26 protein-coding genes are annotated in these 24,670 nt (G+C 73.3%); 14 read left to right on the top strand and 12 right to left on the bottom strand.

The genetic code is table 11. The features are described from left to right. Positions 1-311: 311 nt before the first annotated feature. Positions 312-1,967 (bottom strand): FAD-binding dehydrogenase, encoded by a 1,656-nt coding sequence (locus tag ACGFYQ_RS15175; protein ID WP_393743834.1) that lies wholly within the window; start codon positions 1,965-1,967, stop codon positions 312-314. Between the two features lie 74 nt (positions 1,968-2,041). Between ACGFYQ_RS15175 and ACGFYQ_RS15180 the strand changes: the two genes are divergently transcribed. The 7 genes from ACGFYQ_RS15180 to ACGFYQ_RS15210 all read left to right on the top strand — a co-directional run bounded on the left by ACGFYQ_RS15180 (position 2,042) and on the right by ACGFYQ_RS15210 (position 7,130). Then, entirely contained in the window at positions 2,042-2,572 is a 531-nt protein-coding gene (locus ACGFYQ_RS15180; RefSeq protein ID WP_393743836.1) for an NUDIX domain-containing protein, read from the top strand. Between the two features lie 9 nt (positions 2,573-2,581). After that, positions 2,582-2,980: a YidH family protein gene (locus tag ACGFYQ_RS15185; protein WP_393743838.1), complete on the top strand. Its 399-nt coding sequence runs from the start codon at positions 2,582-2,584 to the stop codon at positions 2,978-2,980. Beyond that, entirely contained in the window at positions 2,977-3,294 is a 318-nt protein-coding gene (locus ACGFYQ_RS15190) for a DUF202 domain-containing protein (RefSeq protein ID WP_393743840.1), read from the top strand. Before ACGFYQ_RS15185 ends, ACGFYQ_RS15190 begins: the two co-directional genes overlap by 4 nt. An 82-nt stretch (positions 3,295-3,376) precedes the next feature. Further along, the gene (locus tag ACGFYQ_RS15195) at positions 3,377-3,673 is read left to right on the top strand and encodes a hypothetical protein (protein ID WP_393743842.1); all 297 of its coding nucleotides are present in this window, start codon (positions 3,377-3,379) and stop codon (positions 3,671-3,673) included. 113 nt (positions 3,674-3,786) lie between these two features. Next, positions 3,787-4,698 (top strand): MBL fold metallo-hydrolase, encoded by a 912-nt coding sequence (locus ACGFYQ_RS15200; protein ID WP_393743844.1) that lies wholly within the window; start codon positions 3,787-3,789, stop codon positions 4,696-4,698. A 128-nt stretch (positions 4,699-4,826) separates the two neighbouring features. Next, positions 4,827-5,867, top strand: coding sequence for a phosphotransferase family protein (locus ACGFYQ_RS15205; protein ID WP_393743846.1), 1,041 nt, complete (start codon positions 4,827-4,829; stop codon positions 5,865-5,867). Between the two features lie 30 nt (positions 5,868-5,897). Then, on the top strand, positions 5,898-7,130 hold the full coding sequence (locus tag ACGFYQ_RS15210; protein WP_393743848.1) for an acyl-CoA dehydrogenase family protein: 1,233 nt from the start codon (positions 5,898-5,900) through the stop codon (positions 7,128-7,130). Positions 7,131-7,240: 110 nt separating this feature from the next. On the opposite strand, the gene ACGFYQ_RS15215 is transcribed toward ACGFYQ_RS15210, so the two are convergent. Next, positions 7,241-7,618, bottom strand: a complete 378-nt coding sequence (locus tag ACGFYQ_RS15215; protein WP_393744053.1) for a MerR family transcriptional regulator — start codon at positions 7,616-7,618, stop codon at positions 7,241-7,243. Positions 7,619-7,676: 58 nt separating this feature from the next. Between ACGFYQ_RS15215 and ACGFYQ_RS15220 the strand changes: the two genes are divergently transcribed. Then, entirely contained in the window at positions 7,677-8,804 is a 1,128-nt protein-coding gene (locus ACGFYQ_RS15220) for an alkene reductase (RefSeq protein ID WP_393743850.1), read from the top strand. Here the strand turns inward: ACGFYQ_RS15220 and ACGFYQ_RS15225 are convergent. From ACGFYQ_RS15225 to ACGFYQ_RS15235, 3 genes are read right to left on the bottom strand one after another with little or no spacing between them, the layout of a single operon-like run. Further along, positions 8,782-9,387, bottom strand: a complete 606-nt coding sequence (locus ACGFYQ_RS15225) for a TetR/AcrR family transcriptional regulator (RefSeq protein WP_393743852.1) — start codon at positions 9,385-9,387, stop codon at positions 8,782-8,784. The genes ACGFYQ_RS15220 and ACGFYQ_RS15225 overlap by 23 nt on opposite strands. A gap of 48 nt (positions 9,388-9,435) precedes the next feature. Beyond that, positions 9,436-11,172 carry an AMP-binding protein gene (locus ACGFYQ_RS15230; RefSeq protein ID WP_393743854.1) on the bottom strand — a complete coding sequence of 579 codons (1,737 nt, stop codon included), beginning with the start codon at positions 11,170-11,172 and terminating at the stop codon, positions 9,436-9,438. After that, a complete protein-coding gene (locus ACGFYQ_RS15235; protein WP_393743856.1) occupies positions 11,169-11,933 on the bottom strand; it encodes an SDR family oxidoreductase in 765 nt (254 codons plus the stop codon). Before ACGFYQ_RS15235 ends, ACGFYQ_RS15230 begins: the two co-directional genes overlap by 4 nt. Before the next feature lie 108 nt (positions 11,934-12,041). On the opposite strand from ACGFYQ_RS15235, the gene ACGFYQ_RS15240 reads away from it, so the two are divergent. From ACGFYQ_RS15240 to ACGFYQ_RS15255, 4 genes are all read left to right on the top strand, one after another. Next, positions 12,042-13,292, top strand: a complete 1,251-nt coding sequence (locus ACGFYQ_RS15240; protein ID WP_393743858.1) for an exo-beta-N-acetylmuramidase NamZ domain-containing protein — start codon at positions 12,042-12,044, stop codon at positions 13,290-13,292. 147 nt (positions 13,293-13,439) lie between these two features. After that, positions 13,440-14,741, top strand: a complete 1,302-nt coding sequence (locus tag ACGFYQ_RS15245; RefSeq protein ID WP_393743860.1) for a serine-threonine protein kinase — start codon at positions 13,440-13,442, stop codon at positions 14,739-14,741. 95 nt (positions 14,742-14,836) lie between these two features. Continuing rightward, positions 14,837-15,418, top strand: a complete 582-nt coding sequence (locus tag ACGFYQ_RS15250) for a hypothetical protein (RefSeq protein WP_393743862.1) — start codon at positions 14,837-14,839, stop codon at positions 15,416-15,418. Further along, the gene (locus ACGFYQ_RS15255) at positions 15,415-16,161 is read left to right on the top strand and encodes a 3-keto-5-aminohexanoate cleavage protein (protein WP_393743864.1); all 747 of its coding nucleotides are present in this window, start codon (positions 15,415-15,417) and stop codon (positions 16,159-16,161) included. The genes ACGFYQ_RS15250 and ACGFYQ_RS15255 overlap by 4 nt, the downstream gene beginning before the upstream one ends. Here ACGFYQ_RS15255 and soxR read toward each other — a convergent pair. Further along, positions 16,142-16,585 (bottom strand): redox-sensitive transcriptional activator SoxR, encoded by a 444-nt coding sequence (gene soxR, locus ACGFYQ_RS15260; protein WP_393743866.1) that lies wholly within the window; start codon positions 16,583-16,585, stop codon positions 16,142-16,144. The genes ACGFYQ_RS15255 and soxR overlap by 20 nt on opposite strands. A gap of 116 nt (positions 16,586-16,701) precedes the next feature. On the opposite strand from soxR, the gene ACGFYQ_RS15265 reads away from it, so the two are divergent. Further along, complete coding sequence (locus ACGFYQ_RS15265; protein ID WP_393743868.1) at positions 16,702-17,163, top strand: MaoC family dehydratase; 462 nt, start codon at positions 16,702-16,704, stop codon at positions 17,161-17,163. Positions 17,164-17,202: 39 nt separating this feature from the next. On the opposite strand, the gene ACGFYQ_RS15270 is transcribed toward ACGFYQ_RS15265, so the two are convergent. From ACGFYQ_RS15270 to ACGFYQ_RS15280, 3 genes are all read right to left on the bottom strand, one after another. Beyond that, positions 17,203-17,859 (bottom strand): TetR/AcrR family transcriptional regulator, encoded by a 657-nt coding sequence (locus ACGFYQ_RS15270; protein ID WP_393743870.1) that lies wholly within the window; start codon positions 17,857-17,859, stop codon positions 17,203-17,205. Positions 17,860-17,934: 75 nt separating this feature from the next. Further along, complete coding sequence (locus ACGFYQ_RS15275; protein WP_393743872.1) at positions 17,935-18,225, bottom strand: YiaA/YiaB family inner membrane protein; 291 nt, start codon at positions 18,223-18,225, stop codon at positions 17,935-17,937. 60 nt (positions 18,226-18,285) lie between these two features. Then, a complete protein-coding gene (locus ACGFYQ_RS15280) occupies positions 18,286-19,437 on the bottom strand; it encodes an acyl-CoA dehydrogenase family protein (protein WP_393743874.1) in 1,152 nt (383 codons plus the stop codon). A 77-nt stretch (positions 19,438-19,514) separates the two neighbouring features. Here ACGFYQ_RS15280 and ACGFYQ_RS15285 point away from each other — a divergent pair, with 77 nt between their 5' ends. Then, entirely contained in the window at positions 19,515-20,156 is a 642-nt protein-coding gene (locus tag ACGFYQ_RS15285) for a TetR/AcrR family transcriptional regulator (RefSeq protein ID WP_393743876.1), read from the top strand. Between the two features lie 357 nt (positions 20,157-20,513). Here ACGFYQ_RS15285 and ACGFYQ_RS15290 read toward each other — a convergent pair whose 3' ends face one another. From ACGFYQ_RS15290 to ACGFYQ_RS15300, 3 genes are all read right to left on the bottom strand, one after another. After that, positions 20,514-21,593: a Zn-dependent alcohol dehydrogenase gene (locus ACGFYQ_RS15290; RefSeq protein WP_393743878.1), complete on the bottom strand. Its 1,080-nt coding sequence runs from the start codon at positions 21,591-21,593 to the stop codon at positions 20,514-20,516. Positions 21,594-21,638: 45 nt separating this feature from the next. Beyond that, positions 21,639-23,051 carry an aldehyde dehydrogenase family protein gene (locus tag ACGFYQ_RS15295; protein ID WP_393743880.1) on the bottom strand — a complete coding sequence of 471 codons (1,413 nt, stop codon included), beginning with the start codon at positions 23,049-23,051 and terminating at the stop codon, positions 21,639-21,641. Between the two features lie 98 nt (positions 23,052-23,149). Further along, positions 23,150-24,604, bottom strand: coding sequence for a CitMHS family transporter (locus ACGFYQ_RS15300; protein ID WP_393743882.1), 1,455 nt, complete (start codon positions 24,602-24,604; stop codon positions 23,150-23,152). Positions 24,605-24,670 lie beyond the last annotated feature (66 nt).

Raw genomic sequence — 24,670 nt, forward strand, 5'->3', positions numbered from 1 at the left:
TCCAGTCCACTGGGTGGCGGGTTTCAACTGGTATTGCCCGGAGTCGAGTTGGTTGCGGGGGCGGTGCCGAGCGGCGCGAAGGCGCGTACCGGTGCCGTGGTCGCGGCGTACGGGGCCGGGGCGAGGGGCGCGCGTCACTGGCCGAATGGCGCATCCCGCACGAGCCGGCCGGAGCGCCGCCCGCGGCCCGGCCGGGGGCCGGGGCAGGGCAGCGCCGACGGCCGACGAGGGGCTGGGGCAGGGCTGCGCCGACGGGCCGGGGCCGGGGCAGGGCTGCGCCGACGGGCCCGGGGCCGCGGAGGGGCGGCGGGTCAGCCGACCGCCTTGGCCGCCGCCCGGCCCGCCGCGCGGCCCGAGAAGACGCAGCCGCCCAGGAAGGTGCCCTCCAGGGCCCGGTAGCCGTGGACCCCGCCGCCGCCGAAGCCGGCCGCCTCGCCCGCCGCGTAGACGCCCGGCAGCGGTTCGCCGGCCGCCGTCAGGACGCGCGAGGAAAGGTCGGTCTCCAGACCGCCCAGGGACTTGCGGGTCAGGATGGACAGCCGTACCGCGATCAGCGGCCCGGCCTTCGGGTCCAGGATCCGGTGCGGTGCGGCCGTGCGGATCAGCTTGTCGCCGAGGTACTTGCGGGCACCGTGGATGGCCGTGACCTGGAGGTCCTTGGTGAACGGGTTGGCGATCTCCCGGTCCCGGGAGGTGATCACACCGCGCAGGGCGGCCTCGTCGATCAGGTCCTCCTTGGTGACGGCGTTCATCCCGCGCACCAGGGCGGACAGGTCCCGCTCCACGACGAAGTCCACGCCGTTGTCCATGAATGCCTTGACCGGGGCGGGTACGGCCTGCCGCGCGCGGGAGATGACGTCGCGGACCGACTTGCCGGTGAGGTCGGGGTTCTGCTCGGAGCCGGAGAGGGCGAACTCCTTGCCGATGATGCGCTGATTGAGCACGAACCAGGTGTGGTCGTGGCCGGTCTTCATGATGTGGTCGAGGGTGCCGAGGGTGTCGAAACCCGGGAAGAGGGGCACGGGCAGCCGCTTGCCGGTCGCGTCCAGCCAGAGCGAGGACGGGCCGGGCAGGATGCGGATTCCGTGCTTGGACCAGATCGGGTTCCAGTTCTCGATGCCCTCGGTGTAGTGCCACATCCGGTCCTTGTTGATGTGGCTGGCGCCCGCCTCCTCCGCGATCCCGAGCATCAGGCCGTCCACGTGGGCGGGGACCCCGGAGAGCATGCGCCGCGGCGGGGTGCCGAGCCGGGCGGGCCACTGCTCGCGTACGAGGTCGTGGTTGCCGCCGATGCCGCCGCTGGTCACGATCACGGCCTGGGCGCGGAGGGAGAAGGCGCCGGTGGCCTCGCGGCTGCTCGCGGTGCCCCGTACGGCGTCGGAGGGCTCCAGGACCTCGCCCGTCACGGTGTCGACGGCGCCCGCGGTACGGGACAGGCCGGTCACCCGGTGGCGGAACCTCAGCTGGACCAGGCCGCGGGCCACGCCGGCGCGGACGCGCCGCTCGAAGGGCTCGACCAGGCCGGGGCCGGTGCCCCAGGTGATGTGGAAGCGGGGGACCGAGTTCCCGTGGCCGTCGGCGTCGTAGCCGCCGCGCTCAGCCCAGCCGACCACCGGGAAGAAGCGGACGCCCTGCGCGTGCAGCCAGGAGCGCTTCTCGCCTGCCGCGAAGTCCACGTAGGCCTCGGCCCAGCGGCGCGGCCAGGCGTCCTCCTCGCGGTCGAATCCGGCGGTGCCCAGCCAGTCCTGGAGGGCGAGTTCGTGGCTGTCCTTGATCCGCATCCGGCGCTGCTCGGGCGAGTCCACGAGGAACATGCCGCCGAAGGACCAGTGGGCCTGACCGCCGATGGACTGTTCGGGTTCCTGGTCGAGCAGGATGACCTTGCGGCCCGCGTCGACGAGTTCGGCGGTGGCCGCGAGTCCGGCCAGCCCGGCGCCGATCACGATCACGTCTGCGTCGTACGTCATGCGATACCCGTCCTCCGTCGGTGGTGGGGCGATCCTTGGCTACGGAGCGGTAACCAGTCAACAGCGGTGATTGGATGGATGTCGTGAGTGCCGCTGATGAAGTACTGGACGTGGTGGACCGGGACGACCGGGTGACGGGACAGGCCGCGCGGGGCGAGGTGTACGCCCGCGGGCTGATCCACCGCTGCGTGTTCGTGCAGGCCAGGGATGCGCGGGGGCGGATCTTCGTCCACCGGAGGACCGCGTCGAAGCTCGTGTTCCCCTCGCACTACGACATGTTCGTGGGCGGGGTGCTCGGCGCCGGGGAGAGCTACGAGGAGGCCGCCCTGCGGGAGGCCGAGGAGGAGCTGGGGGTCCACGGGCTGCCGCAGCCCGTGCCGCTGTTCAAGTTCCTGTACGAGGGCCCGGGCGGGGCGTGGTGGTCGTACGTGCACGAGGTGCGCTGCGAGCTGCCGGTGGCCCCGCAGGAGTCGGAGGTGGACTGGCACACGTACCTGACCGAGGAGGAGCTGGAGCGGCGCGTCGCGGACGGGTCGTGGGCGTGGGTGCCGGACGGGCTGGAGGCGTACCGGCGGCTGCGGGAGTTCCGGGGGCCGCGCCAGTAGATTGGCCGGGTGATCGACTTCGTCAAGGACCTGCGCCTCTGGTTCGCGCCGTCGCGCCTGAGGGACGAGGGCGAGACCCCCGACTACCGCTTCTCGCTGGCCAACGAGCGGACCTTCCTGGCCTGGATCCGGACCGCGCTGGCGCTGGTGGGCGGCGGTTTCGCCGTCGACCAGTTCCTGCCGGACCTGCGGTGGGGGGTGCGGGTCGGGATGGCCTTCGCGCTGCTCGCGGTGGGTGCGGCCTGTGCGCTGCGGGCCGTGAACCACTGGGTGCGGTGCGAACGGGCGATGCGGCGGGGCGAGGACCTGCCGCTGTCGCGGTTCCCGGTGGTGCTGAGCCTGGGGGTCGGGCTGGTCGCGGTGGCGATGATGGTGGTCGTGCTCATGGGCTGGACGTCGGGGCGGTGAGCGCGTCCGGCGAGATCCGCGATGCCGGGCTGCAGCCCGAGCGGACCCGGCTCGCGTGGCGGCGTACGACGCTGGCCTGCTCGGTCGTGGCGGTCCTCGCGCTGCGGCAGGCGGTCCGCGGGTCCGGGAGGCCGGTGGAGGTGGCCGGGGCGGCGGTGACCGCGCTGGTCTGGCTGGCGTTCCTGTGGGTGGCGCACCGGCGGATCCGGGAGCTGGCGGCCGGGCCGCCGCGGGGGCTCTCGCCGCGGTCGGCCCTGGCGGCGGTGGCGTGCACGCTGGCACTGGCGGCCTTCGCGATGGCCGTGATCATCTGAACTGCCGGTCTGATGATCGGGCTTCTTCGCGTCACTCGGACACAACGGGCGATACCGGTCGATCCGCATTAGCCTCGGCGTCATGACGACCATGCACCAGGAACATCCCACGCACCAGCACGCCCACGGCCCCGACTGCGGGCACCAGGCGGTCCCGCACGGCGATCACGTCGACTACGCGCACGACGGCCACCTGCACCGGGAGCACTCCGGGCACTGGGACGAGTGCGAGAGCCGGGGGCACACCGCCCACGACGGCCACACGCACACCCACGGCCCGGACTGCGGGCACGAGTCGGTGCGGCACGGGGACCACGTCGACTACGTACACGACGGACACCGGCACGCCGCGCACGACGGCCACTACGACGATCACTGACCTGCGCGGGAACCGACCGGAACTTCGGTCAGGAGCGGTACCCGCCCTCCCCCGGCGCCACGACGGCTGGCAGGATGCCGACCGCCCGTCAAAGCGACCCGGGGAGAGCGCAGATGCCCGTCGATGAGCCCTATCTCGTCCAGCCCGCACCAGGCGTGTACGCCTACGTCCAGCCGGACGGCGGCTGGTGCCTCAACAACGCCGGCTTCATCAGTGACGGCGGCCGGACGCTGCTCGTCGACACCGCGGCCACCGAGCGGCGGGCCCTCGCCCTGCGCGAGGCGGTCGTGGCGGCCGGGGTGCCGCTCCCCCGCACCGTGGTGAACACCCACCACCACGGCGACCACACCTACGGCAACGGCGTGTTCGCCCCCGAGGCGCTGATCGTCGGCCACGACAACGCGCGGACCGAGCAGCTCGCCGCCGGGCACCAGCTGGAGATGATCTGGCCCGCGACGGACTTCGGCGCGATAGACATCACGGCGCCCGACCTCACCTACAGCGACCGGACGACCCTGCACGTCGGCGAGACGGAGGTGCGGGTCATCCACCCCGGCGTCGCGCACACCACCGGCGACTCGATCGTGTGGCTGCCCCGGCAGCGGGTCGTGTTCACGGGCGACCTGGTCTTCGCCGAGGGGACGCCGTTCCTCGCGATGGGCTCGCTGGCCGGCTCGCTGCGGGCGCTGGAGCTGCTGCGCTCGCTGGACGCGGAGACCGTCGTACCGGGCCACGGGCCGCTGACCGACGGGTCGGCCTACGAGGCCACCGAGCGCTATCTGCGGTACGTGGCCGAACTGGCCGCCGAGGGGCACGCGAAGGGGCTGACCCCGCTGGAGGTCGCCCGGCGGGCCGACCTCGGCGAGTTCGCCGCCTGGCGGGAGAGCGAACGACTGGTGGCGAACCTCCACCGGGCCTACGCGGAACTGGCCGGGGAGCCGGAGGGCGTGCCCCTGGACATCCTGGCGGTGCTGCGGGACATGACGGTGATGAACGGCGGGACGCCGATCCTCTGCCACGCCTGACCCGAACGCCCGCGAGCGCGGCCGGAGACTTCTTTCGGCCCGCCTATGGACGGCATACCGACTGGTCGGCATGATGGGCTCCGAAGCAACCGGTCGGTAACCGTCCACCCCGTACGGAGGTGCCCAGCATGACCCCAGTCCCGGACGATCCGCGAGGCCTCGATCTGGAACGGCTGCGCGGCCATCTCGACGCCGTGCGGCCCGGGCTCGTGGCCGGGCCGCTGAGCGGCCGGCTGATCGAAGGGGGCAGGTCGAACCTGACGTACGCGGTCACCGACGGCTCCGCCCGCTGGGTGGTGCGCCGTCCCCCGCTCGGCCACGTCCTGGCCACCGCGCACGACATGCGGCGCGAGCACCGGGTGATCGCGGCCCTGCACGGGACGGCCGTGCCGGTGCCCGAACCGCTGCTCCTGTGCGAGGACGACTCCGTGCTGGGGGCGCCGTTCTACGTCATGGAGTACGTGGAGGGGGTGCCGTACCGCACGGCGGGCGAGCTCGCCGCGATCGGCCCCGAGCGCACCCGGCGGGCGGTGCTCGGCCTGGTCGACACGCTGGTCGACCTGCACGCGGTGGATCCCCAGGCCGTGGGGCTGGGCGACTTCGGCCGGCCCGAGGGCTTCCTCGACCGGCAGCTGCGCCGCTGGGGCAAGCAGCTCGCGGCCTCGCGGGGCCGTGAGCTCGCCGGGATCGACGAGCTGCACGCCGCGCTCGGCCGGGCGCTGCCCGACTCCCCCGCCCCGACCGTGGTGCACGGGGACTTCCGGCTGGACAACGTACTGATCGGCGGGCCGGACGACACGATCCGGGCGGTGCTGGACTGGGAGATGTCCACGCTGGGCGATCCGCTGACCGACCTCGGGCTGCTGGTGATGTACAGCTCGGACCTGGGCCTGACCGAATCTCCGGTCAGTACGACGAGCGGGGCGCCCGGGCATCCGACGCCCGCCGAGCTGGTCGAGCGGTACGCCGCCCGCTCCGGCCGGGACACCGGAGCGATCGCCTGGTACACGGCCTTCGCCTGGTTCAAGCTCGCGGTGATCCTCGAAGGCATCCACTACCGCTACACGCTCGGGCAGACGGTCGGCGCGGGCTTCGACCGGATCGGCGAGCTGGTCCCCGTCTTCATCGAACACGGTCTGACCACGCTCCAGGCCCCCCACAAAATCTAGAACCGCCAGGAAGGCTGAGGCACCCGACTCATGGACTTCGCATTCGACGCCCGGACCGAGGAACTCCGCGAGCGGCTGCTCGCGTTCATGGAGGAGTACGTCTACCCGGCGGAACCCGTCGCCGCCGAGCAGCGCGCACGGCTGGCCTCGCCCTGGGACACCCCGGCCGTCTTCGGTGAACTGAAGGCCGAGGCGCGCCGCCAGGGCCTGTGGAACCTCTTCTTTGTAAACCAGCACAGCTTGCCGGACGCGGAGTACGGCGCCGGGCTGACCAATCTGCAGTACGCCCCGCTCGCCGAGATCACCGGCCGCAGCCCGCACCTGGCGCCGATGGCGACCAACTGCGCGGCCCCGGACACCGGGAACATGGAGCTGCTCGCGCAGTTCGGCAGCGAGGAGCACAAGAAGCAGTGGCTGGAGCCGCTGCTGGCCGGGGAGATCCGCTCCGCCTTCGCGATGACCGAGCCCGAGGTGGCGTCCTCGGACGCGACCAACGTCGAGACGCGGATCGAGCGCGTGGGTGACGAGTACGTGGTCACCGGGCGCAAGTGGTTCATCTCCGGGGCGATGAACCCGGATTGCAGGATCTTCATCGTGATGGGCAAGACCGACCCGGAGGGCGCCGATCCGCGCCGCCAGCAGTCGATGATCCTGGTGCCGCGCGACACCCCCGGGGTCGAGGTGCGCCGGGCCATGACGGTGTACGGGTACGAGGACCACGACCACGGCGGCCACGCCGAGGTGGTCTTCGACGGAGCGCGGGTCCCGGCGGCGAACCTGATCGGCGAGGAGGGCAGCGGCTTCGCCATCGCCCAGGCAAGGCTCGGCCCGGGCCGCATCCACCACTGCATGCGGCTGATCGGCATGGCGGAGCGGGCCATCGAGCTGATGTGCCGCCGCGCGGTGGACCGTACCGCCTTCGGCAAGCCGCTGGCCGCGCAGGGCGTCGTACAGAACTGGATCGCGGACGCCCGGGTCACGGTGGAGCAGTTGCGGCTGCTGGTGCTGAAGACGGCCTGGCTGATGGACACGGCCGGGAACCGGGGCGCGCACACCGAGATCCAGGCCATCAAGATCGCGACCCCTCGGGCGGTGGTGGGGATCCTCGACCAGGCGGTGCAGCTGCACGGCGCGGGCGGGGTGAGCCAGGACTTCCCGCTGGCCGAACTGTGGGCGGCGGCGCGGACTCTGCGGCTGGCCGACGGACCGGACGAGGTCCACCAGCGCTCGCTGGCCCGGCGCGAGCTGAAGCGCTACATGTAGGGACCGGGCAGCGGCGTGCGCGCCACGGCTGTCGGCCACCGGCCGGGCCGCCGCCGCTGGGTCCTGTCCGCGGGCCGACCCAGGACAGGACCGGGCCCTGACGACACGACCTAGGAGCCGCCTGCGGTGACCCGGCCGGCCGCCGCTTCGATGACCTCGTCCAGCACCTCCCGGGAGCGCAGCAGGTCGCTGATCATCCGGTCGATCCGGTCCCGCTCGGTGGCCAGTTCGGCCACCAGCGCCGGGGTGGCCCGCACCGAGGGGCCGCCGTCCGCGTCCCGCATGCAGGGCAGGATCCGCGCGATCTTCGAGCTGTGCAGGCCGGCCGCGTAGAGCTCCTGGATGCGGATGACCCGGTCGACGGCCCGCTCGGGGAAGTCCCGGTGGCCGCCGGGCGTCCGGTCGGAGGCCAGCAGGCCCTGCTCCTCGTAATAGCGCAGCGACCGCTCGCTGACCCCGGTCCGCGCCGCCAGTTCGCCGATCCGCATGCCCCGTCCCGCCTCAGGTGTTGAATCTGACATCAGTGTCAGGTTCTACGGTACCGGCATGACGCAGACACAGCAGACCCCCACCGCATCCCGCCTCTTCGAATCCGCCCGCCTCGGGGGCCTGGAGCTCCCCAGCCGCCTGGTGATGGCGCCGCTGACGCGCAACCGGGCCGGCGCCGACGGCGTCCCCGGCGAGCTCATGGCCGCGTACTACGCGCAGCGCGCCTCGGCCGGTCTGATCATCGCGGAGGCCACCACGCCGAACGCCGTCGGCCGGACCTACCCGCGCATCCCCGGCATCCACACCGCCGCGCAGGTCGCCGGGTGGCGCCGGGTCACCGGCGCGGTGCGCGCCGCCGGCGGGCGGATGTTCCTCCAGCTGCAGCACGGCGGACGGGTCGGCCACCCCGACACCAGCGGGCACGTTCCCCTCGCCCCGTCCCCGGTGCGGTTCCCGGAGCGACTGCACACCCCCGGCGGGCCCCAGGACGCCGTCCTGCCCCGCGAGATGACGGCCGGGGACATCAGGTCCACCATCGCCGACTTCGCGGCCGCCGCCCGCAACGCCGTCGAGGCGGGTTTCGACGGGGTGGAGGTGCACTCCGCCAACGGTTACCTGCTCCACCAGTTCCTCGCCCGGAACACCAACCTCCGTACCGACGAGTGGGGCGGGTCGGTGGAAGGACGGATCCGGTTCACCGTCGAGGTGGTCCGGGCCGTCGCCGAGGCCGTCGGCCCGGAGCGGGTCGGCGTACGGATCTCGCCCGGACTGGACGTCAACGGCGTCGAGGAGGGGGACACCGAGGAGATCTACCCGGCGCTGCTCAAGGCCCTGGCGGACATCGAGCCGGTCTACCTGCACCAGGTCCACGCCGACCCCGGCCGGCCCGGCTTCGCGGAGATCCGCAAGGCCTGGCCCGGCACGCTGATCGCCAACCCGGTGCTCTCCCGCGAGGAGGTCGCGGCCGACGGCGGCAAGCGGCGGGGCGAGCGGCTACTGGCCGAGGGCGCCGACCTCGTCGCGCTGGGCCGGGGCTTCCTCGCCAACCCCGACCTCGTGGAGCGGCTGCGCACGGGCGCGCCGCTCAACGAGATCCGCCCGGAGTTCCTGATGCACGTGCACGGGGCGGAGGGCTACACCGACTACCCCACGCTGGAGGCCCTCAAGGGCGCAGTGCGCGCATGAGCAGGTCGGCGAGGTGATCGGCGACCTGCTGGGGCGTGAGCGGGCCGTCGGCGCGGTACCAGGTGGACAGGTGGTGCACGGACCCGAAGTGGTAGTCCACCACCAGGTCGGCGGGGGTGGCGCTGGAGAACACCCCCGTACGCTGGCCCTCCTCGACCAGCGCCCGGAAGCGCTCGTGGTAGCGCCGGCGCTCGGCCCGCACCTGCTTGGACTTCTCCGGGCTGAGCTGGTGCATCGACCGGAAGAAGATCGCCGCGTCGTCGAGGTTCTCGATGGTGGTCACCACCACGTCGGCGGCGGCCGCCCGCAGCCGCTCCTCGACGGGCGCGTCGGACCCGGCCACCGCGTCGAGCCGCTGCTGCTGCAGGCGCAGCATCCGCGCGTACACCTCGTGCAGCAGGTCGTCCTTGGACCCGAAGTAGTGGTAGAGCGCGCCCTTGGTGACCCCGGCCGCCTCGACGATCTCCTGCACGGACGTGCGGTCGTAGCCTCGCTCGGCGAACAGCCGGGTGGCGACGGCCAGCAGCCGCTGCGGTACCGGGGCCTCGTGCGCGCCTTCGGGTTCCGTGGTCCTGGCAGCCATGGCGCCGACCTTCCCTTCCATTCCTGCTGTACGACCGTCCGACTGTTTTCAGCCGCGATCGCGCAGTTCCCGTCGCAGGATCTTGCCACTGGTCGTCTTCGGAAGGACAGGCAGGATCTCCACCTGGCGAGGGTATTTGTACGCGGCGATGCGTGCGGCGCAGTAGGCGGACAGCTCGGCCGGCTCGGCAGAGGTGCCGGGACGCAGGCTGACGTACGCCTTCACGCTCTCCCCGCGGTAGGGGTCCGGGACGCCGACCACGGCCGCCTCGCTGACCGCGGGGTGGGTGTAGAGCACGTCCTCGACCTCGCGCGGCCAGACCTTGAAGCCGGAGGCGTTGATCATGTCCTTCTTGCGGTCGACGACGTAGAGCCAGCCGTCGGCGTCCATGAACCCGACGTCCCCGGTGCGCAGTTCGCCGTCCGGGAACGCCTTGGCGGTGTCGGCGGGCAGGCCCCAGTAGCCGGGCACGACCTGGGGGCCGCGGACGGCTATCTCGCCGGTCTCGCCGAAGGGCACCTCGGCGCCCCGCTCGTCGAGGATGCGCACGACGGTGTCCGCGCCGGGCAGACCGACCGAGAGGGTCCCGGAGGCGGGGTCGACGGGGGCTTCGAGGTGCGGGGGGACGGAGGCGCAGGGGGCGGTGCACTCGGTGAGGCCGTAGCCGTTGCGGAGGTAGAAGCCGAACGCGGCGCGGAGGCGTTCGACGAGGGCGGGCGGCAGCGGGGCTCCGCCGGAGGAGATCACCTGGAACGAGGCGAAGTGGTCCCGGGTGACGCCGGGGTGCGCGGCCAGGGCCATGAAGGCGGTGGCCGGGCCGACGGTGTAGGCCGGGCGGTGTTCCAGGAAGGCGTCGAGCACGACTCCGGCGTGGAAGCGGTGCGCGAGGACGAGGGTGCCGGCGTTGGCGAAGCAGGCGGCGAGCTCGCAGACCATGCCGGTGATGTGGAAGAGGGGTGCGAGCGCGAAGTACGCGGCACCCTCGGGGACGGGATGGCCGGTGACCTGGCGGACGGCGTTGTACGTGAGCGCGCCGTGCGGGTTCATGGCGCCCTTGGGGGTGCCGCTGGTGCCGGAGGTGTAGCTGATGAGGGCGGTGTCGGCGGCGGTGAGGTGCGGGTCGTCCGGCGCGGGGTGGCCCTGGCGGGCCACGGTGGTGAGGTCGGCGGCCTCCGGGGCCGGCCGGCCGCCCGTCGGCCCGGCGACGGGGTCCGGGGCGGGGTGCGGCGCGGAGCCCGGGAGGGAATCCGGCGCGGGGCGCGGATGCGGTACGGCCGCCGGGGCGAAGAGCCGCGCGTCGTCGCGGGTCTGGAAATCCAGGTCGCGGGCGGTCAGGGCGACGCGCACGTCCGTGCCGCGCGCCGCCTCGCGCACGTACGCCGTCCACGCGCGGCCGTCGCAGACCAGCGCGGCGGCCCCCGAGTCGCGCAGGATGTGCCCGACCTCGCCGGCCTTGTACATCGGGTTGAGCGGGACCACCACGGCACCGGCCTTCCAGGCTGCGAGGACGGCGAGCACGAAGTGCGGGGTGTTCTGCAGCATGACGGCGACCCGGTCCCCGCGGCCGACGCCGTGCGCCGCGAGGTGGCCCGCGACGGAGCCGGACAGTGCGTCGGCCTCGGCGTAGCCGATGCGGCCGTCGAAATAGGCGAGCGCGGTGCGCTCGGGGGCCCGGGCCACGGCCTCGCGGAAGAGGTGCAGCACGGTCGGCGCCGGTGCGACGGGCGCGCGCTGGGCCGGGCTGAGCAGCCCGAGCCAGGGCTGGGCGGCGTACGGGGAGGTCACCGGGTCTCCCACTTCTGCTGGAGGTGGTTCATGCCGCTGAGCCAGCGGTCCGGTTCGGTGGCGCGCGCGGCGTAGAAGTCCGCGACCTCGGGGTGCGGGAGGATCAAGAACCGGCCCTTCTCCATGCCGTCGAACAGTGCGTCAGCGACCGCTTCCGGTTCGATGGCGGTCGGCGCGAGGACGAGGTCGCCCGCCGATCCCGCGGCCGTCAGCATGTCGGTGCGCACCCCCTGCGGGCAGATGGCGTGGACCTGGACACCGCGGTGGCGGTAGGTCAGCGAGAGCCATTCCGCGAAGGCGAGCGCACCGTGCTTGGTGACACTGTACGGCGCCGCCCCGATCATGGTCAGCAGCCCGGCGGCGGAGACGGTGGAGACGAAGCGGCCGCTCTCCCGCTCCAGCCAGTCGGGCAGGAGCAGCCGGGCCGCGCGGACGTGGGCCATGACGTTGGTGTCCCAGGCCGCCTCCCAGACGGCCTCGTCGGCGAACGCGTCGCCGCCCGAGGCGAGTCCGGCGTTGGCGCAGTAGACGTCGATCCCGCCGCCGAGGGCATCGCGGGCCTCGGCCACGATCGCCGACGCGTCGCCCGGCACCGGGATCGCCCGGGCCCCGATGGCGCCCGCCACCGCGGCGGCCTTGGCCGCGTCGAGGTCGTTGACCACCACCGTGGCGCCCTCGGCCGCGAAGCGGTGCGCGAGGGCGGCGCCGATGCCGCCGCCCGCGCCGGTGACGACGACTCGCTGGTCCTGGTACTCGCTCACGGGTTCACCTCTCGTGCGGCCGGACTGCCGGCCCCGAACACTGGATGGCGGGCAGACTAACCAGTCGGTATGTCCGGACGGAAGGGGTGCGCCTCGTAGCGTGGCCGGATGACGCTGTCGCGACGCGGGGTACTGGGACTGGCGGGGGCCATGGGGGCGGCGGGGGCCGTGGGGGCGGGCGCCCCACGGGCGGGGCGGGTGCGGACCGGTTTCGAGCGGCTCGCCGCGGACGGGTACGCCGAGCTCGCCGGGCAGAAGGTCGGGGTGGTCACCAACCCCACCGGGATCACCGCCGACGCCCGTCACCTGGTGGACGTGCTCCACGCGGACGAGCGGGTGGACCTGGTCGCGGTGTTCGGCCCCGAGCACGGGTTCCGCGGGACGGCGCAGGCGGGCGGCTCCGAGGGGGCCTCCCGGGATCCGGCGACCGGGCTGCCCGTGTACGACACGTACGACAAGAGCGGGCAGCGGCTCGCGGACGTGTTCACGGCGGCCGGGATCGACACCGTCGTCTTCGACATCCAGGACGTCGGGGCGCGCTTCTACACCTACATCTGGACGCTGTACGACTGCATGCGCGCGGCCGCCCTCGCCGGCAAGGCGGTGGTGGTGCTGGACCGGCCCAATCCGGTGGGCGCCCGGCGGGCCGCGGGGCCGGTGCTGGAGCGCCCGTACGCGAGCTTCGTGGGGCGGGAGCCGATCGCGCTCGCGCACGGGATGACGGCGGCCGAGCTGGCCCGGCTCTTCAACGGCGAGTTCCTGACCGGCAGGTCGTTTCCCGAAGGGCCGGTCAGGCTGCGGACGGTGGCGATGAGCGGCTGGCGGCGGGGGTCGTTCTTCGGGGAGACCGGGCTGCCCTGGGTGCCGCCGAGCCCGAACATGCCGACCCCGGACACGGCTCTCGCGTACGCCGGCACCTGCCTGTTCGAGGGGACGAACCTGTCCGAGGGGCGCGGGACGACCACGCCCTTCGAGGTGGTGGGCGCGGAGGGCGTCGACCGGCGGTGGGCGGAGGCGGCGAACGCGCTGGAACTGCCCGGGGTGTGGTTCCGCGAGGCGTACTTCACCCCCACGTTCTCCAAACACGCCGGGAAGGTGTGCGGCGGGATCCGGCTGATCGTGCACGACCGCGAGGCCTTCGATCCGGTCCGGGCCGGGATCGGGCTGCTGGTCACCGCCCGGCGGACGTGGAGCGGATTCGCCTGGCGCACCGACCACTGGATCGACAAGCTGACGGGTTCGGACCGGGTGCGGAAGCTGGTGGACGCGGGGGCGGGGGTGGAGGAGATCGCCGGTGACTGGGCGGCGGGGCTGGCCCGGTTCGGGGCGGTGCGCGAGGAGTACCTGCTCTACGGGTGAGCCCGCGCGTCGGTGCGCGGGTGAGCCGTGGAGCCGGGGAGCCGGCGAGCCGTGCGGCCGGCGAGCCGGTGGCGTCACGGGTCTGGCCGGGCGGGGGCGGCAGCAGGATGCTGGACCCACCGGAGGGACGGCGTGGAGGGGGACGTCATGGCGGACATCGCGGTACGAGGCGCAGCCGGGATCGGGGTCGGGCCGTACGCGGAGCTGACCTTCGACTCCGAGGGGGACGTGGACCGGGCCGCACAGGACGCGGTGTCCCGGATGGAGGCCACGGACCTGCTGGTCTTCGCGCACGGCTGGAACAGCGACCGGTCCACCGCGACCCGGCTCTACGACCGGTTCTTCGCCCCCTTCCCGGGGCTGGTGGGGCCGGGCGTACGGCTCGGGTACGCAGGCGTCGTATGGCCCTCGATCCGCTTCTCCGACGAGCCGATACCGGACTTCGAGGCGCTGGGCGCGCTCGCGGAGCCCGGCTTCGGCGGGGCGCTGGACCCCGGCACCCGGCAGGCGCTCGGGGAGTTCTGGCCCGGGCGGCGGGCGGAGCTGGACCGGGTGGCCGAACTGCTGGAGGAGCAGCCGGAGTCGGAGGCCGCCTTCATCGAGTTCGGCGCCCTCGTACGGGAGCTGGCCGGGGTGGACGCGGTGGCGACGGCGGCCGTGCCCGCGGTGCCCGCGCTCTTCGCGGAGGACGTCCTGGAGGTGTGCCGGGCCCTGGCTCTCGCCCTGGTCGAGGCGGGCGGGGAGCCCGGGGGCACCGGTGAGCGGGAGCCGGCGCTGGTCGGCGTACCGCGGACCCTGTGGAACGGCGCCAAGGAACTGCTGCGGCAGGCGACGTACTACCGGATGAAGAAGCGGGCGGGAGTCGTCGGCGAGCGCGGTCTCGGCCCGGTGCTGGCGGAGCTGGCGCGGCAGCGCCCGGAGCTGCGGGTCCATCTGATCGGGCACAGCTTCGGGGCGCGCCTGGTCTCCTTCTCGCTGCGCGCCGTGCCGGACGGCGCCCGGTACGTGAACTCCCTGACCCTGCTTCAGGGAGCCTTCTCCCACTACGCGTTCTCCGGCCGGCTGCCGCACGACAAGGGCCGCGGCGGCGCTCTGGGCGGCCTCCAGCGGAAGGTCGACGGACCGGTGGTGGCCTGCCATTCCCCGCACGACACCTCGCTCCGGGTGTTCTACCCGCTGGCCTCCCGGATGGCTGGGGATTCGGCCGGACTGCTGGGTTTCGACGAACGCTGGGGCGCCATCGGGCACGACGGGGTGCAGGCCGTCCCCGGTGCGCCCCGGCTGACCCTCGACGCGGCCCTGCGCGAGGGGGTGCCCGCGACCGGCTGCGTCAGCGTGGACGCGGGCTCGGTGGTGCGGCGCGGCGGGGCCCCCTCGGGGGCGCACAGCGACATCTGCCACGAGGAACTGGCCCGGCTGGTGGTTTCCGCGGGGCGCATGGGGCGCTGACTTCCGGCCATGTGCCACCCGCACGCCTCGACCGCCCCCGCATGCGCCCGGCCCCGGCCGGGCATGTTGGGCACATCGGCGGAGGTGAAGGTGCGATGGCGGGATTCCGGAGTCTGGCATACCAGGTGCGTGACGCGCGCAACGACCGGGCTCTGCGGCGCCATTCCCTGCGCCGCTGCCTGGAGCGGTTCGCCCCGTACGGGCACCGGGCCACGTGGTGGCACCTGTGCGACCGGCACGGGATCGCCCCCGAGGACCGGGGGGCGGATCCGCTGCGGCTGGTCGCCGCGCTGGAGGAGCTGGAGGACGCGCGGGCGGTCTGGCTGGAGTACGAGCGCCAGTTCGCGGAACGGCGCAGACGGGAGAAGCACCACGGGCTGCGCCGGCCGGAGTGGGCGTGGGGCGGGAGCGGGGACGCGGTGGTGCGGTGCGCGGATCCGGGGGTGCGGCCGGAGGGAGCGCTGGGCGAGGTGCTGCGGCGGCTGGTGAACGCCCTGGAGTCGGCGCCGGGCACGGCGTGCCCGGTCTGCGGGGAGGAGGAGCTGCGGTGGCCGACCGCGGCCGCGGTCCGGGCCTGGGAGGGGGCCTGGGCCTGGGACGGTCCGGTGTGCGGGGGCTGCGGGATCGTGGTGCCGAGACCGGCGCTGGCGGACACGCCGACGGCGGGAGCCGCGTGACGCCCGCGCCGGCGGTGTCGCTGAACGGCGCCCGGAGCGCCGCCGACGGACCGGCCGTGCCCATGTCCCCGCAGGACCTGGTGGAGGCGGCGCTGGCCTCGGTCGCCGCGGGGGCCGTGGAGGTACTGGTGCACCCGCGGACCCCGTGCGGTCGGCAGAGCCTGTCGCCCCGGGTGGTCGGGCCGGTGCTGGAGGCGCTGCGGGGAGCGGGGGTCGGCGTGCCCCTGTGCGTGGACGCGAGCATCGGGGCCGAGCCCGGTCCGGCGGGGCGGCTGGAGCGGGTCCGGTCCTGGTCGGTGCTGCCGGACCGGGCGGCGGTGAGCTTCGCGGAGCCGGGGGCCGAAGAGCTGGCCGAGGCGCTGCTGGCGCGGGGGGTCCCGGTGGAGGCGGTGGTGCCGCTGGGCGGACCGGCCGGGCCGGAGCCCATGGCGCGGTTCCTGGCCTGGCCGGTGCGCACCCCCGGGCGGGTCCGGCTCGCGGTGGAGCTCGCGGCGGCCGATCCGGCGCTGGTGGCCGGGCTGCGCGGGCTGCCGCCGGTGGCGGTGCTGCTGTACGGGCGGGAGGCCGCCGCCTGGCCGGTGCTGCGGCTGGCCGCGCGGTGCGGTACGGGCGGGCGTACCGGCGTGGGGGACGTACTGCACCTGCCGGACGGGCGGCCGGCGCGGTCGAATGCCGAACTGGTGGCGGCGGCCCGGGCGGTGTGGGAGGCCGAGGGGACGGGTCCTACAGCCGCGAGCCGGTGAGCTTTTCACCGAAGACGTCGTCCGGGTTGGACAGCGCGCAGTTCTCCAGCGAGAGGCAGCCGCAGCCGATGCAGTCGGTCAGGTGGTCGCGCAGGCGCCCGAGTTGGCTGATGCGCTGGTCGAGCTCGGCGCGCCAGGCCTCCGACAGCCGGGCCCAGTCCTCGCGGTTGGGGGTGCGCTCCTCGGGCAGTTGGGCCAGTGCCTCGCGGATGCTGGCCAGCGGGATGCCCACGCGCTGGGCGGCGCGTACGAAGGCCACCCGGCGCAGCGCGTCGCGGGTGTAGCGGCGCTGGTTGCCGGAGGTGCGGCGGCTGCTGATCAGGCCCTTGGACTCGTAGAAGTGGAGTGCGGAGACGGCGGCGCCACTGCGGGCGGACAGCTGGCCGACGGTGAGTTCGTGGACTTTCTCGGGAATCTGCGGCACCCGGCCGAGGGTAGTCGGAGGGCCGTTGACATACACATGCGCTCCCACCATGCTGAGCGGGCTGAGCAAGCGCTTATTCGCCAGCGCCATCCGTGAGTGAGAGGCAGGAGCAGGGCATGGCCGAGCCGAGGATCTTCACGTCCGCCGAGGAGCTGCGCGCCGGGACGGGCGAGCCGCTGGGGCCCAGCGGGTGGCTGGAGGTGGACCAGAAGCGGATCGACCTCTTCGCGGACGCGACCGGCGACCACCAGTGGATCCACGTGGACCCGGAGCGGGCGGCGTCCGGACCCTTCGGTTCCACGATCGCGCACGGCTATCTGACCCTGTCCCTGCTGCCGAGCCTGGTGCCGCAGATCATGCGGGTCGAGGGCATGAGGATGGGCATCAACTACGGGACGAACAAGGTGCGCTTCCCGGCGCCGGTGCCGGTCGGGTCGCGGCTGCGGGCCACCGCCGTGATCACGGAGGTCACGGAGGCCGGGGGCGGCGTACAGGTCGCGGCGACCGTCACGGTCGAGCGCGAGGGCGGCGACAAGCCGGTGTGCGTGGCGGAGTCGGTCTCCCGCTACTACTTCTGAATCCCCCGACTGCCTCTGAATCCCCGACTACTCCTGAGACTACTTCTGAATCCCCCGCCGCTCCTGCTGGTTCCGCGGGCGCGCGCCCACCATGCGGAGCACGAGGTCGGCGTAGAGCGCGCCGACCTCGTCGGGCGTGCGCTGCCCGGCCACGCTGAACCAGCGGGCCACGTCGATGCAGAGCGACAGTACGGCGAGGGTGGTGCCCGGCACGTCGGGGACGTCGAACTCCCCCGCCGCGACCCCGTCGGCGAGGATGCGGCGGACGGCGGCATCGCTCTGCCGGCGCAGTGCCACGATCTCGGAGCGGTGCTCAGGAGCGAGAGCGTCGAGCTCGTACTGGACCACGCGCGCGGTGGTGTGGTGTGCCGCGTGCCACAGCACGAAGGACCGTACGGCGGCGTCGAGCCGCTCGGCGGCGCTGCCGGAGCCGTCGGCGGCGGTGGTGAGGATCTCCAGGGCCTTGTCGTGGCCGATCCGGCTGATCCGGTGGAGCAGCTCTTCCTTGGTCTTGTAGTGGATGTAGAGGGCGGCCGGGCTCATGCCGGCACGGCCCGCGATGTCACGTGTGGTGGTGGCGTGGTACCCGCGCTCGGCGAACGCGTCGACGGCGGCGACGAGCAGCCGCCGCGCGGCGTCGGGGGTGACCTCCGACCACGGCTGGTAGCCGCCGGCCGTCTCCTCCGCGCTGTCCATCGCTCTCACTCACCCTCGTCGCCGTGTGGAAGTGAACACCTTACCGGAGGGTGAGCAAGCGCTTAGAGCACGCGCTCAGGGCTTCGGCTGGAAGGGGTCGTACTCGGCCAGGATCTTCTCCATCCTGGCCTGGTCGACCCTGCTGACGATCTGACCCGCCTCCTGCCGGTCCCGGATCACCTTGGCGAGCGTGAAGGCCGAGGTGGTCAGGTACAGGACGGCGATGCCGAGGAAGGCGCGCACCCACGCGTCCGCGTCCAGGTTGTAGATGCCGACGGCCACCGCGCTCATCGCGACGCCGAAGGAGGCGACGGCCTGGCCGTAGTACGCCCCCGTGTTCTGCTGCTTGACCGGTGTCTCGTTCATGGCCACAGCATCCGGCGGATGTGGTGGGGCCCACATCCGCACACGTACTCATACGCGTACTCAGAAGGCGGACACTCCGGTGCGGGCGCGGCCGATGAGCAGCTTCTGGATCTGACTGGTGCCCTCGTACAGGGTCATCACGCGGGCGTCGCGCAGCAGTTTCCCGGCCGGGTACTCGTCGATGTAGCCGTAACCGCCGTGCACCTGAAGGGCGTTGCTCGCGGCCCGGACGGCGGCCTCGGAGGCGAAGAGCTTCGCGGTGGAGGACTCGGTGGCGAAGGGCTGCCCGCGGTCGATGAGGTCCGCCACCCGCCAGGTGAGCAGCCGGGCGGCGTCCACGTCGACCGAGATGTCGGCGATCAGCTCCTGGACCAGCTGGTGGTGGGCGATCGGCTTGCCGAACTGCTCGCGCTGGGCGGCGTACGAGACGGCCGCGTCGAGCGCAGCCTGGGCGATGCCGACGCAGCCGGCGGCGACCGACATCCGGCCCTTGGCCAGCGCGGACATGGCGACCGAGAAGCCCTTGCCCTCGGGGCCGAGCATCGCGGAGGCGGGGACGCGAACGCCGTCGAGGACGAGTTCGGCGGTGGCCTGGCCGCGCAGGCCGAGCTTGCCGTGGATCTCGCGGCGGGTGAGGCCGGGGGTGTCGGTGGGAACCAGGAAGGCGGAGACCCCGCGGTGGCCGGGTTCGTCTCCCGTGCGGGCGAAGAGCAGTACGACGTCGGCCCAGGTGCCGTTGGTGATGAACATCTTGCTGCCGCTGACGAGGTACGAGTCCCCCTCGCGCACGGCGCGGGTGGTGAGGCTGCCGGCGTCGGAGCCGGTGCCGGGCTCGGTGAGGCCGAAGCAGCCGAGCGCGTCCCCGGAGCACAGGCGGGGCAGCCAGGCGTGCTTCTGCTCCTCGGTGCCCCAGGCCGCGACGGTCTTGGCGACCAGGCCGAGGGAGACGGAGACGATGCCGCGCACGGCGGAGTCGCCGCGGCCGAGCTCCTCGGTGACCAGGACGTAGGAGAGGTGGTCGCCGCCGGAGCCGCCGTACTCCTCGGGGACGGTCAGGCCGAGGAAGCCGAGGGCGCCGAGCTTCTTCACGATGGCCCGGTCCACGCTCTCGGCACGGTCCCACTCGGCGGCGTACGGGGCGACCTCGCGCTCGGTGAACTCGCGGGCGAGCCGGCGTACGGCGTCCTGTTCCTCGCTCAGCTCCAGGTTCACCGGGCACCTCCGGGCGTCTCGTCCGGCCGTTAACTAGCACCGGTAGTTTATGGCGGGCAGGCCCTACTATGTGGCGCATGGCCAGACCGCGCAAGCCTCTCCTCAGCAGGGCCCGCATCGTCGAGGCGGCGGCCGCGCTGGTCGACGCGGAGGGGCTGGAGGCGGTCTCGACGCGGCGGCTGGCGGCCGCGCTGGGGGTCAGCGGGCCGTCCCTGTACAACCACTTCCGTACGAAGGACGAGATCCTTGAGGCGGTGGCGGACGCGGTGAGCGCGCGGGTCGACTTGTCGATGTTCGAGGGCGGCCCGGACTGGCGGGGGGCCCTGCACGCCTGGGCCCACTCGTACCGGGACGCCCTGTCCGACCATCCGAACATCGTGCCGGTGCTGGCGCGGGGGCCGGGCCGCCGCCCGGCGGGCCTGCGGCTGGCGGACGCGGTGTTCGGCGCGATGACGGCGGCCGGCTGGCCCCCGGCGCAGGCGACCCGGATCGGCGCGCTGATGCGGTACTTCATCCTCGGCTCGGCGGTGGCCTCCTTCGCCCGGGGTTTCGTGGACGACGAGACGGCATACGACCCGGCGGACTACCCCCACCTGGGCCAGGCCCACCTGCTGGCCGAGCGCCAGCACGAGGTGGACGAGGGCGCCTTCGAGACGGGCCTGGCGGCGCTGCTGGACGGGCTGGCCCTGCAGTACGAGGCGCTGGACGAGACGACCTGAGCCCGGGGGCGGCGGCGCGGCCCCGGACCGGCCGGGACAGGGCCGGAGCGGGACCTGGCCGGGGCAGCCGGGCCGCGGCAGGCCGGGCCGGGACGGCCGGGACCAGGCCGGGCCGGGGCAGGGGCAGGGCAGGGACAGGCCGGGACCAGGCCGGGACGGCCGGGACCAGGCCGGGCCGGGGCAGGGGCAGGGCAGGGGCCGGGCAGGGACAGGCCGAGGCAGGCCGGGCCGGGACCAGGCCGGGACGGCCGGGACCAGGCCGGGCAGGGGCAGGCCGGGCCGGGCCGGGGCAGGCGGGACTCCCGGGCCGGGGCAGGGACCGGGCCGGGGCAGCGGGACTCTGGGGAATCGCCCCGGCTAGAAGACGACCAGGGAACGGCCGCCCTTGCCCGCCAGCATGGCGTCGAAGGCGGCCGGGATGCCGTCGAGCGTGATGCGGTCGGTGACCATGGCTCCGAGGTCCAGGCGGCCCGCGCGGACGTGTTCGGCGATCACCGGGAGGTCGCGCGCGGGGTCGCTGTTGCCGTAGACGCAGCCGGTGAGCGTGCGGGCGAAGTGGAAGATCTCCAGCGCGTGGAAGGTGACCTGCTGGTCCTTGCCGCCGATGCCCACGACCGTGGTGCGGCCGCCGCGGCGGGTGGACTCCCAGGCTCCGCGGATGGTCTCCGCCCGGCCCACGCATTCGACGGCGACGTCCGCGCCCTGCCCGCCGGTCAGCGACCGGATCTGCTTGGCGGTGGTGTCGGAGGCGAGCACGAACTCGGTGGCTCCGGCCGCTCGGGCCAGTTCCTCCTTGGCCGGGGACACGTCGACGGCGATGACCGGGCCGGCCTCTGCGAGCCGGGCGGACTGGAGGGCGGCCAGGCCGACCCCGCCGACGCCGAAGACGGCGACGGACTCACCGGGGCGGACCTGGGCGCTGTGGCGGACGGCGCCGTAGCCGGTGAGGACCGCGCAGCCGAGGAGGGCGGCCTCGGCGAGCGGGATCCCGGCGGGCGCGGGCAGCACGCAGTTGGCCGCGACGACGGTCTCCTCGGCGAACGCGGCCACATTCAGCCCCGGGTGCAGCTCCGTGCCCCGCGCGTCGTGCGCGTAGACGGCCCCGACGCCCGTGAGCGCGTTGGCGCACAGCCAGACCTCGCCGATGGAGCAGTGGTGGCACTCCCCGCAGGACGGGGCCCAGTTGAGCACGACCCCGTCGCCGGGGGCGACGTGGGTCACGCCCTCCCCGACGGCGAGGACCGTACCCGCGCCCTCGTGGCCGAGGACGGCGGGGACGGGAACCCGCATGGTGCCGTCGGTGAGGGAGAGGTCGGAGTGGCAGACCCCGGCTGCGGCGAGCCGGACCCGGACCTGCCCGGGGCCGGGATCGGGCAGCACGATCTCCCGTATCTCCAGCGGGGCTCCGACGGCGGGCAGGATGGCGGCGCGGACCATGGTCGTCTTCTCCGTCTCGGTGCGGCTCAGGACTGGCAGGACAGCTTAGAACTGCAGAGACTTGGTCTGGAGGTACTCCGCCAGGCCGTGCGGACCCAGCTCGCGGCCGACGCCCGACTGCTTGTAGCCGCCGAACGGCGCGAGCACGTTGAAGCGGCCGCCGTTGATGTCCACCTGTCCGGTGTCCATGCGGCGGGCGAACGCCACGGCCGTCTCCTCGTCGGCGGCCCAGACGGCGCCGCCGAGGCCGTAGACGGTGCCGTTGGCGATGCGCAGCGCGTCCTCCTCGTCCTCGTAGGAGAGGATCGACAGCACCGGGCCGAAGATCTCCTCCTGGGCGATGGTCATGTCGGGTGTGACATCGGCGAACACGGTCGGGGCGACGAAGTAGCCGCGCGCGTGCGGCGCGTCGGGGCCGCCGGCGACGAGGCGCGCGCCTTCCTCGACGCCCTTGGCGATGTAACCGCGCACGCGTTCGTGCTGCTTGGCGTTGATGACCGGGCCGAGGCGGGTGGCCGAGTCGGTGGGGTCGCCGGTGGGGTACGTGGCGACGGCGGCGGCCGCGAGCGCGACGGCCTCCTCGTACTGGTCCCGGTGGACGAGCATGCGGGTGAGCGCGTTGCAGCTCTGGCCGGAGTTGTTCATGACGTGGCCGACGCCGGTCGCGACGGCCTTGGCCAGGTCGGCCCCGGGCAGGATGACATTGGCCGATTTTCCGCCCAGCTCGAGGGCGACCCGCTTGACGGCGGCACCGGCCGTGGCGCCGATCTCCTTGCCGACAGCGGTCGAGCCGGTGAAGGAGACGAGGTCGACTCCCTCGTGCGCGGCCAGCGCCTGACCGGCGACCGGACCGGTGCCGGTCACCAGGTTGAAGACTCCGGCCGGGATGCCCGCCTCGTGCACGGCTTCGGCGAAGAGCTGTGCGGTCAGCGGGGTGTCCTCGGCCGGCTTGAGGACGAGGGTGCAGCCGGCGGCGAGAGCGGGCGCCACCTTTGCAACGACTTGGTGCAGCGGGTAGTTCCAGGGGGTGATGGCTCCGACCACACCGACCGGCTCCAGCAGCACGGTGGAGTTCCCGATCCGCTCCTCGAAGGCGTACGAGGCCGCGAGCTCGGCGTAGGAGGAGGCGACGGCGATCGGCGCGCCGACGTGGACCATCTCCGCGAAGCCGAGCGGGGAGCCGAGCTCCGCGGTGATGATCTCGGCGATCTCGCTCTTGCGGGCGACCAGCACGTCGCGGAGCGCGCCGATCAGTGCGGCTCGCTCGGCCGGAGCCGTGGCCGCCCAGCCGGGGAAGGCCGCGCGGGCCGCGCGTACGGCGGCGTCCACGTCCTCGGCGGTGCCGGCCGGAACCGAGCCGAGGACCAGCTCGTCGGCCGGGTTGACGACCTCGATCCGGTCGCGTCCGGCGGAGGGCCGCCATTCGCCGCCGATGTACATCCCGTCGTGGGCCTTCATGGCATTCCTCCCGAGCACGCACGAGCGCGTAGACCTGACCTCGCCAACACCCTACAAACTAGCGTCGGTAGTTTTCGGGACGCCAGGGCGGGCCGGAATCAGATGATGCCGAAAAGCATCCCTGCCGCGAGGACGACCAGGGAGGTCAGGGCCGCCCATTTCACGGTGAAGCGGGTGTGGTCGCCGAACTCGACCTTGGCCATGCCGACGAGGACGTAGACGGCCGGAACCAGCGGGCTGGACATGTGCAGGGCCTGGCCGACCAGGGAGGCGCGGGCGATCTCGAGCGGGGAGACCCCGTGGGCGGCTCCGGCCTCGGCCAGGACGGGGAGCACGCCGAAGTAGAACCCGTCGTTGGACATGAAGTAGGTGAGCGGCAGGCTGAGCAGACCGGTGACGAGGGCCATGTGCGGGCCCATGCCCTCGGGGATGGCGCCGACGAGCCAGTCGGCCATGTGCTTGACCATGCCGGTGCCGGTCAGGACGCCCGTGAAGACCGCGGCGGCGAAGACCATGCCGGCGACGTTGAGGACGTTGTCGGCGTGGGCGGCGATCCGGGCCTTCTGATCGGGCATGTGCGGGAAGTTGACGGTGAGGGCGAGGGCGGCGCCGAGCAGGAACAGCACCGGGATGGGCAGCAGCTCCATGATCATCGCGGTCAGGAGGGCGACGGTGAGGCCGGCGTTGAACCAGTACAGGCGCGGACGCAGGGTGGCGCGGTGGGGGTCGAGGCCCTGGAAGCCGTCCTCGGGGACGGCGAAAGCGGGCTCGGAACCGCCCGCGGCGTGGCGGTCGCCCGTGGCGGCGGAGCCGTCGACCGCAGCCTCCGGCGCGCCGGCGGCCGGGCCGGCGGAGGCTCCGGTACCGGCGGCGACCAGCGCGGAGGTGGTCTCCGGCGCCCGCTCCTCCTCGGCGTCCACGCTCGGGGGAAGGACCAGGAGACCGACCCGGCGGCGCTCCTTCACACCGAGCACGTACGCCAGGACGAACACGAAGAGCAGGCCCATCGCGAGGGCCGGGATCATCGGGACGAAGATGTCGGCGGCGTCGAGCTTGAGGGCGGTGGCGGCGCGGGCCGTGGGGCCGCCCCAGGGCAGGGTGTTCATGACGCCGTTGGCGGTGGCCGCGACACCCGTCATGACCACCAGACTGAGGCCGAGCCGCTTGTACAGCGGATACATCGCCGAGACGGTGATCATGAAGGTGGTCGATCCGTCGCCGTCGAGCGAGACGATGGCGGCGAGGACGGCGGTCCCGACGACCACGCGCATCGGGTCGGCCTTGCAGAAGCGCAGGATGCCGCGCACGACCGGGTCGAAGAGGCCGACGTCGATCATCACGCCGAAGTAGACGATGGCGAACATCAGCATGGCGGCGGTCGGCGCGAGTTTGCCGACGCCGTCGATGACGTAGTCGCCGAGGTGCGCGCCCTTGCCTGCGAACACGCAGAAGAGCGCGGGAATGAGGACGAGCGCCGCGATGGGCGACATTTTCTTCATCATGATCAGGACCAGGAAGGTCGCGATCATGGCGAAGCCGAGGAAGGTCAGCATGTGGGGAAGGTAGGTGCCGCCTCCTTACGCCAACAAGACGTCTGCGTGTGAGCAATACGAGCAAAA

It is taken from the genome of Streptomyces sp. NPDC048258, assembly GCF_043201995.1.
In the GTDB taxonomy this organism is placed as follows: Bacteria; Actinomycetota; Actinomycetes; order Streptomycetales; family Streptomycetaceae; genus Streptomyces.

Excerpts from the sequence above, each read along its gene's own strand:
- ACGFYQ_RS15175 (WP_393743834.1), bottom strand. The coding sequence starts at position 1,967 with ATGACGTACGACGCAGACGTGATCGTGATCGGCGCCGGGCTGGCCGGA.
- ACGFYQ_RS15180 (WP_393743836.1), top strand. The coding sequence starts at position 2,042 with ATGGATGTCGTGAGTGCCGCTGATGAAGTACTGGACGTGGTGGACCGG.
- ACGFYQ_RS15195 (WP_393743842.1), top strand. The coding sequence starts at position 3,377 with ATGACGACCATGCACCAGGAACATCCCACGCACCAGCACGCCCACGGC.
- ACGFYQ_RS15200 (WP_393743844.1), top strand. The coding sequence starts at position 3,787 with ATGCCCGTCGATGAGCCCTATCTCGTCCAGCCCGCACCAGGCGTGTAC.
- ACGFYQ_RS15205 (WP_393743846.1), top strand. The coding sequence starts at position 4,827 with ATGACCCCAGTCCCGGACGATCCGCGAGGCCTCGATCTGGAACGGCTG.
- ACGFYQ_RS15210 (WP_393743848.1), top strand. The coding sequence starts at position 5,898 with ATGGACTTCGCATTCGACGCCCGGACCGAGGAACTCCGCGAGCGGCTG.
- ACGFYQ_RS15215 (WP_393744053.1), bottom strand. The coding sequence starts at position 7,618 with ATGCGGATCGGCGAACTGGCGGCGCGGACCGGGGTCAGCGAGCGGTCG.
- ACGFYQ_RS15220 (WP_393743850.1), top strand. The coding sequence starts at position 7,677 with ATGACGCAGACACAGCAGACCCCCACCGCATCCCGCCTCTTCGAATCC.
- ACGFYQ_RS15225 (WP_393743852.1), bottom strand. The coding sequence starts at position 9,387 with ATGGCTGCCAGGACCACGGAACCCGAAGGCGCGCACGAGGCCCCGGTA.
- ACGFYQ_RS15240 (WP_393743858.1), top strand. The coding sequence starts at position 12,042 with ATGACGCTGTCGCGACGCGGGGTACTGGGACTGGCGGGGGCCATGGGG.
- ACGFYQ_RS15245 (WP_393743860.1), top strand. The coding sequence starts at position 13,440 with ATGGCGGACATCGCGGTACGAGGCGCAGCCGGGATCGGGGTCGGGCCG.
- ACGFYQ_RS15250 (WP_393743862.1), top strand. The coding sequence starts at position 14,837 with ATGGCGGGATTCCGGAGTCTGGCATACCAGGTGCGTGACGCGCGCAAC.
- ACGFYQ_RS15265 (WP_393743868.1), top strand. The coding sequence starts at position 16,702 with ATGGCCGAGCCGAGGATCTTCACGTCCGCCGAGGAGCTGCGCGCCGGG.
- ACGFYQ_RS15270 (WP_393743870.1), bottom strand. The coding sequence starts at position 17,859 with ATGGACAGCGCGGAGGAGACGGCCGGCGGCTACCAGCCGTGGTCGGAG.
- ACGFYQ_RS15275 (WP_393743872.1), bottom strand. The coding sequence starts at position 18,225 with ATGAACGAGACACCGGTCAAGCAGCAGAACACGGGGGCGTACTACGGC.
- ACGFYQ_RS15285 (WP_393743876.1), top strand. The coding sequence starts at position 19,515 with ATGGCCAGACCGCGCAAGCCTCTCCTCAGCAGGGCCCGCATCGTCGAG.
- ACGFYQ_RS15290 (WP_393743878.1), bottom strand. The coding sequence starts at position 21,593 with ATGGTCCGCGCCGCCATCCTGCCCGCCGTCGGAGCCCCGCTGGAGATA.
- ACGFYQ_RS15295 (WP_393743880.1), bottom strand. The coding sequence starts at position 23,051 with ATGAAGGCCCACGACGGGATGTACATCGGCGGCGAATGGCGGCCCTCC.
- ACGFYQ_RS15300 (WP_393743882.1), bottom strand. The coding sequence starts at position 24,604 with ATGCTGACCTTCCTCGGCTTCGCCATGATCGCGACCTTCCTGGTCCTG.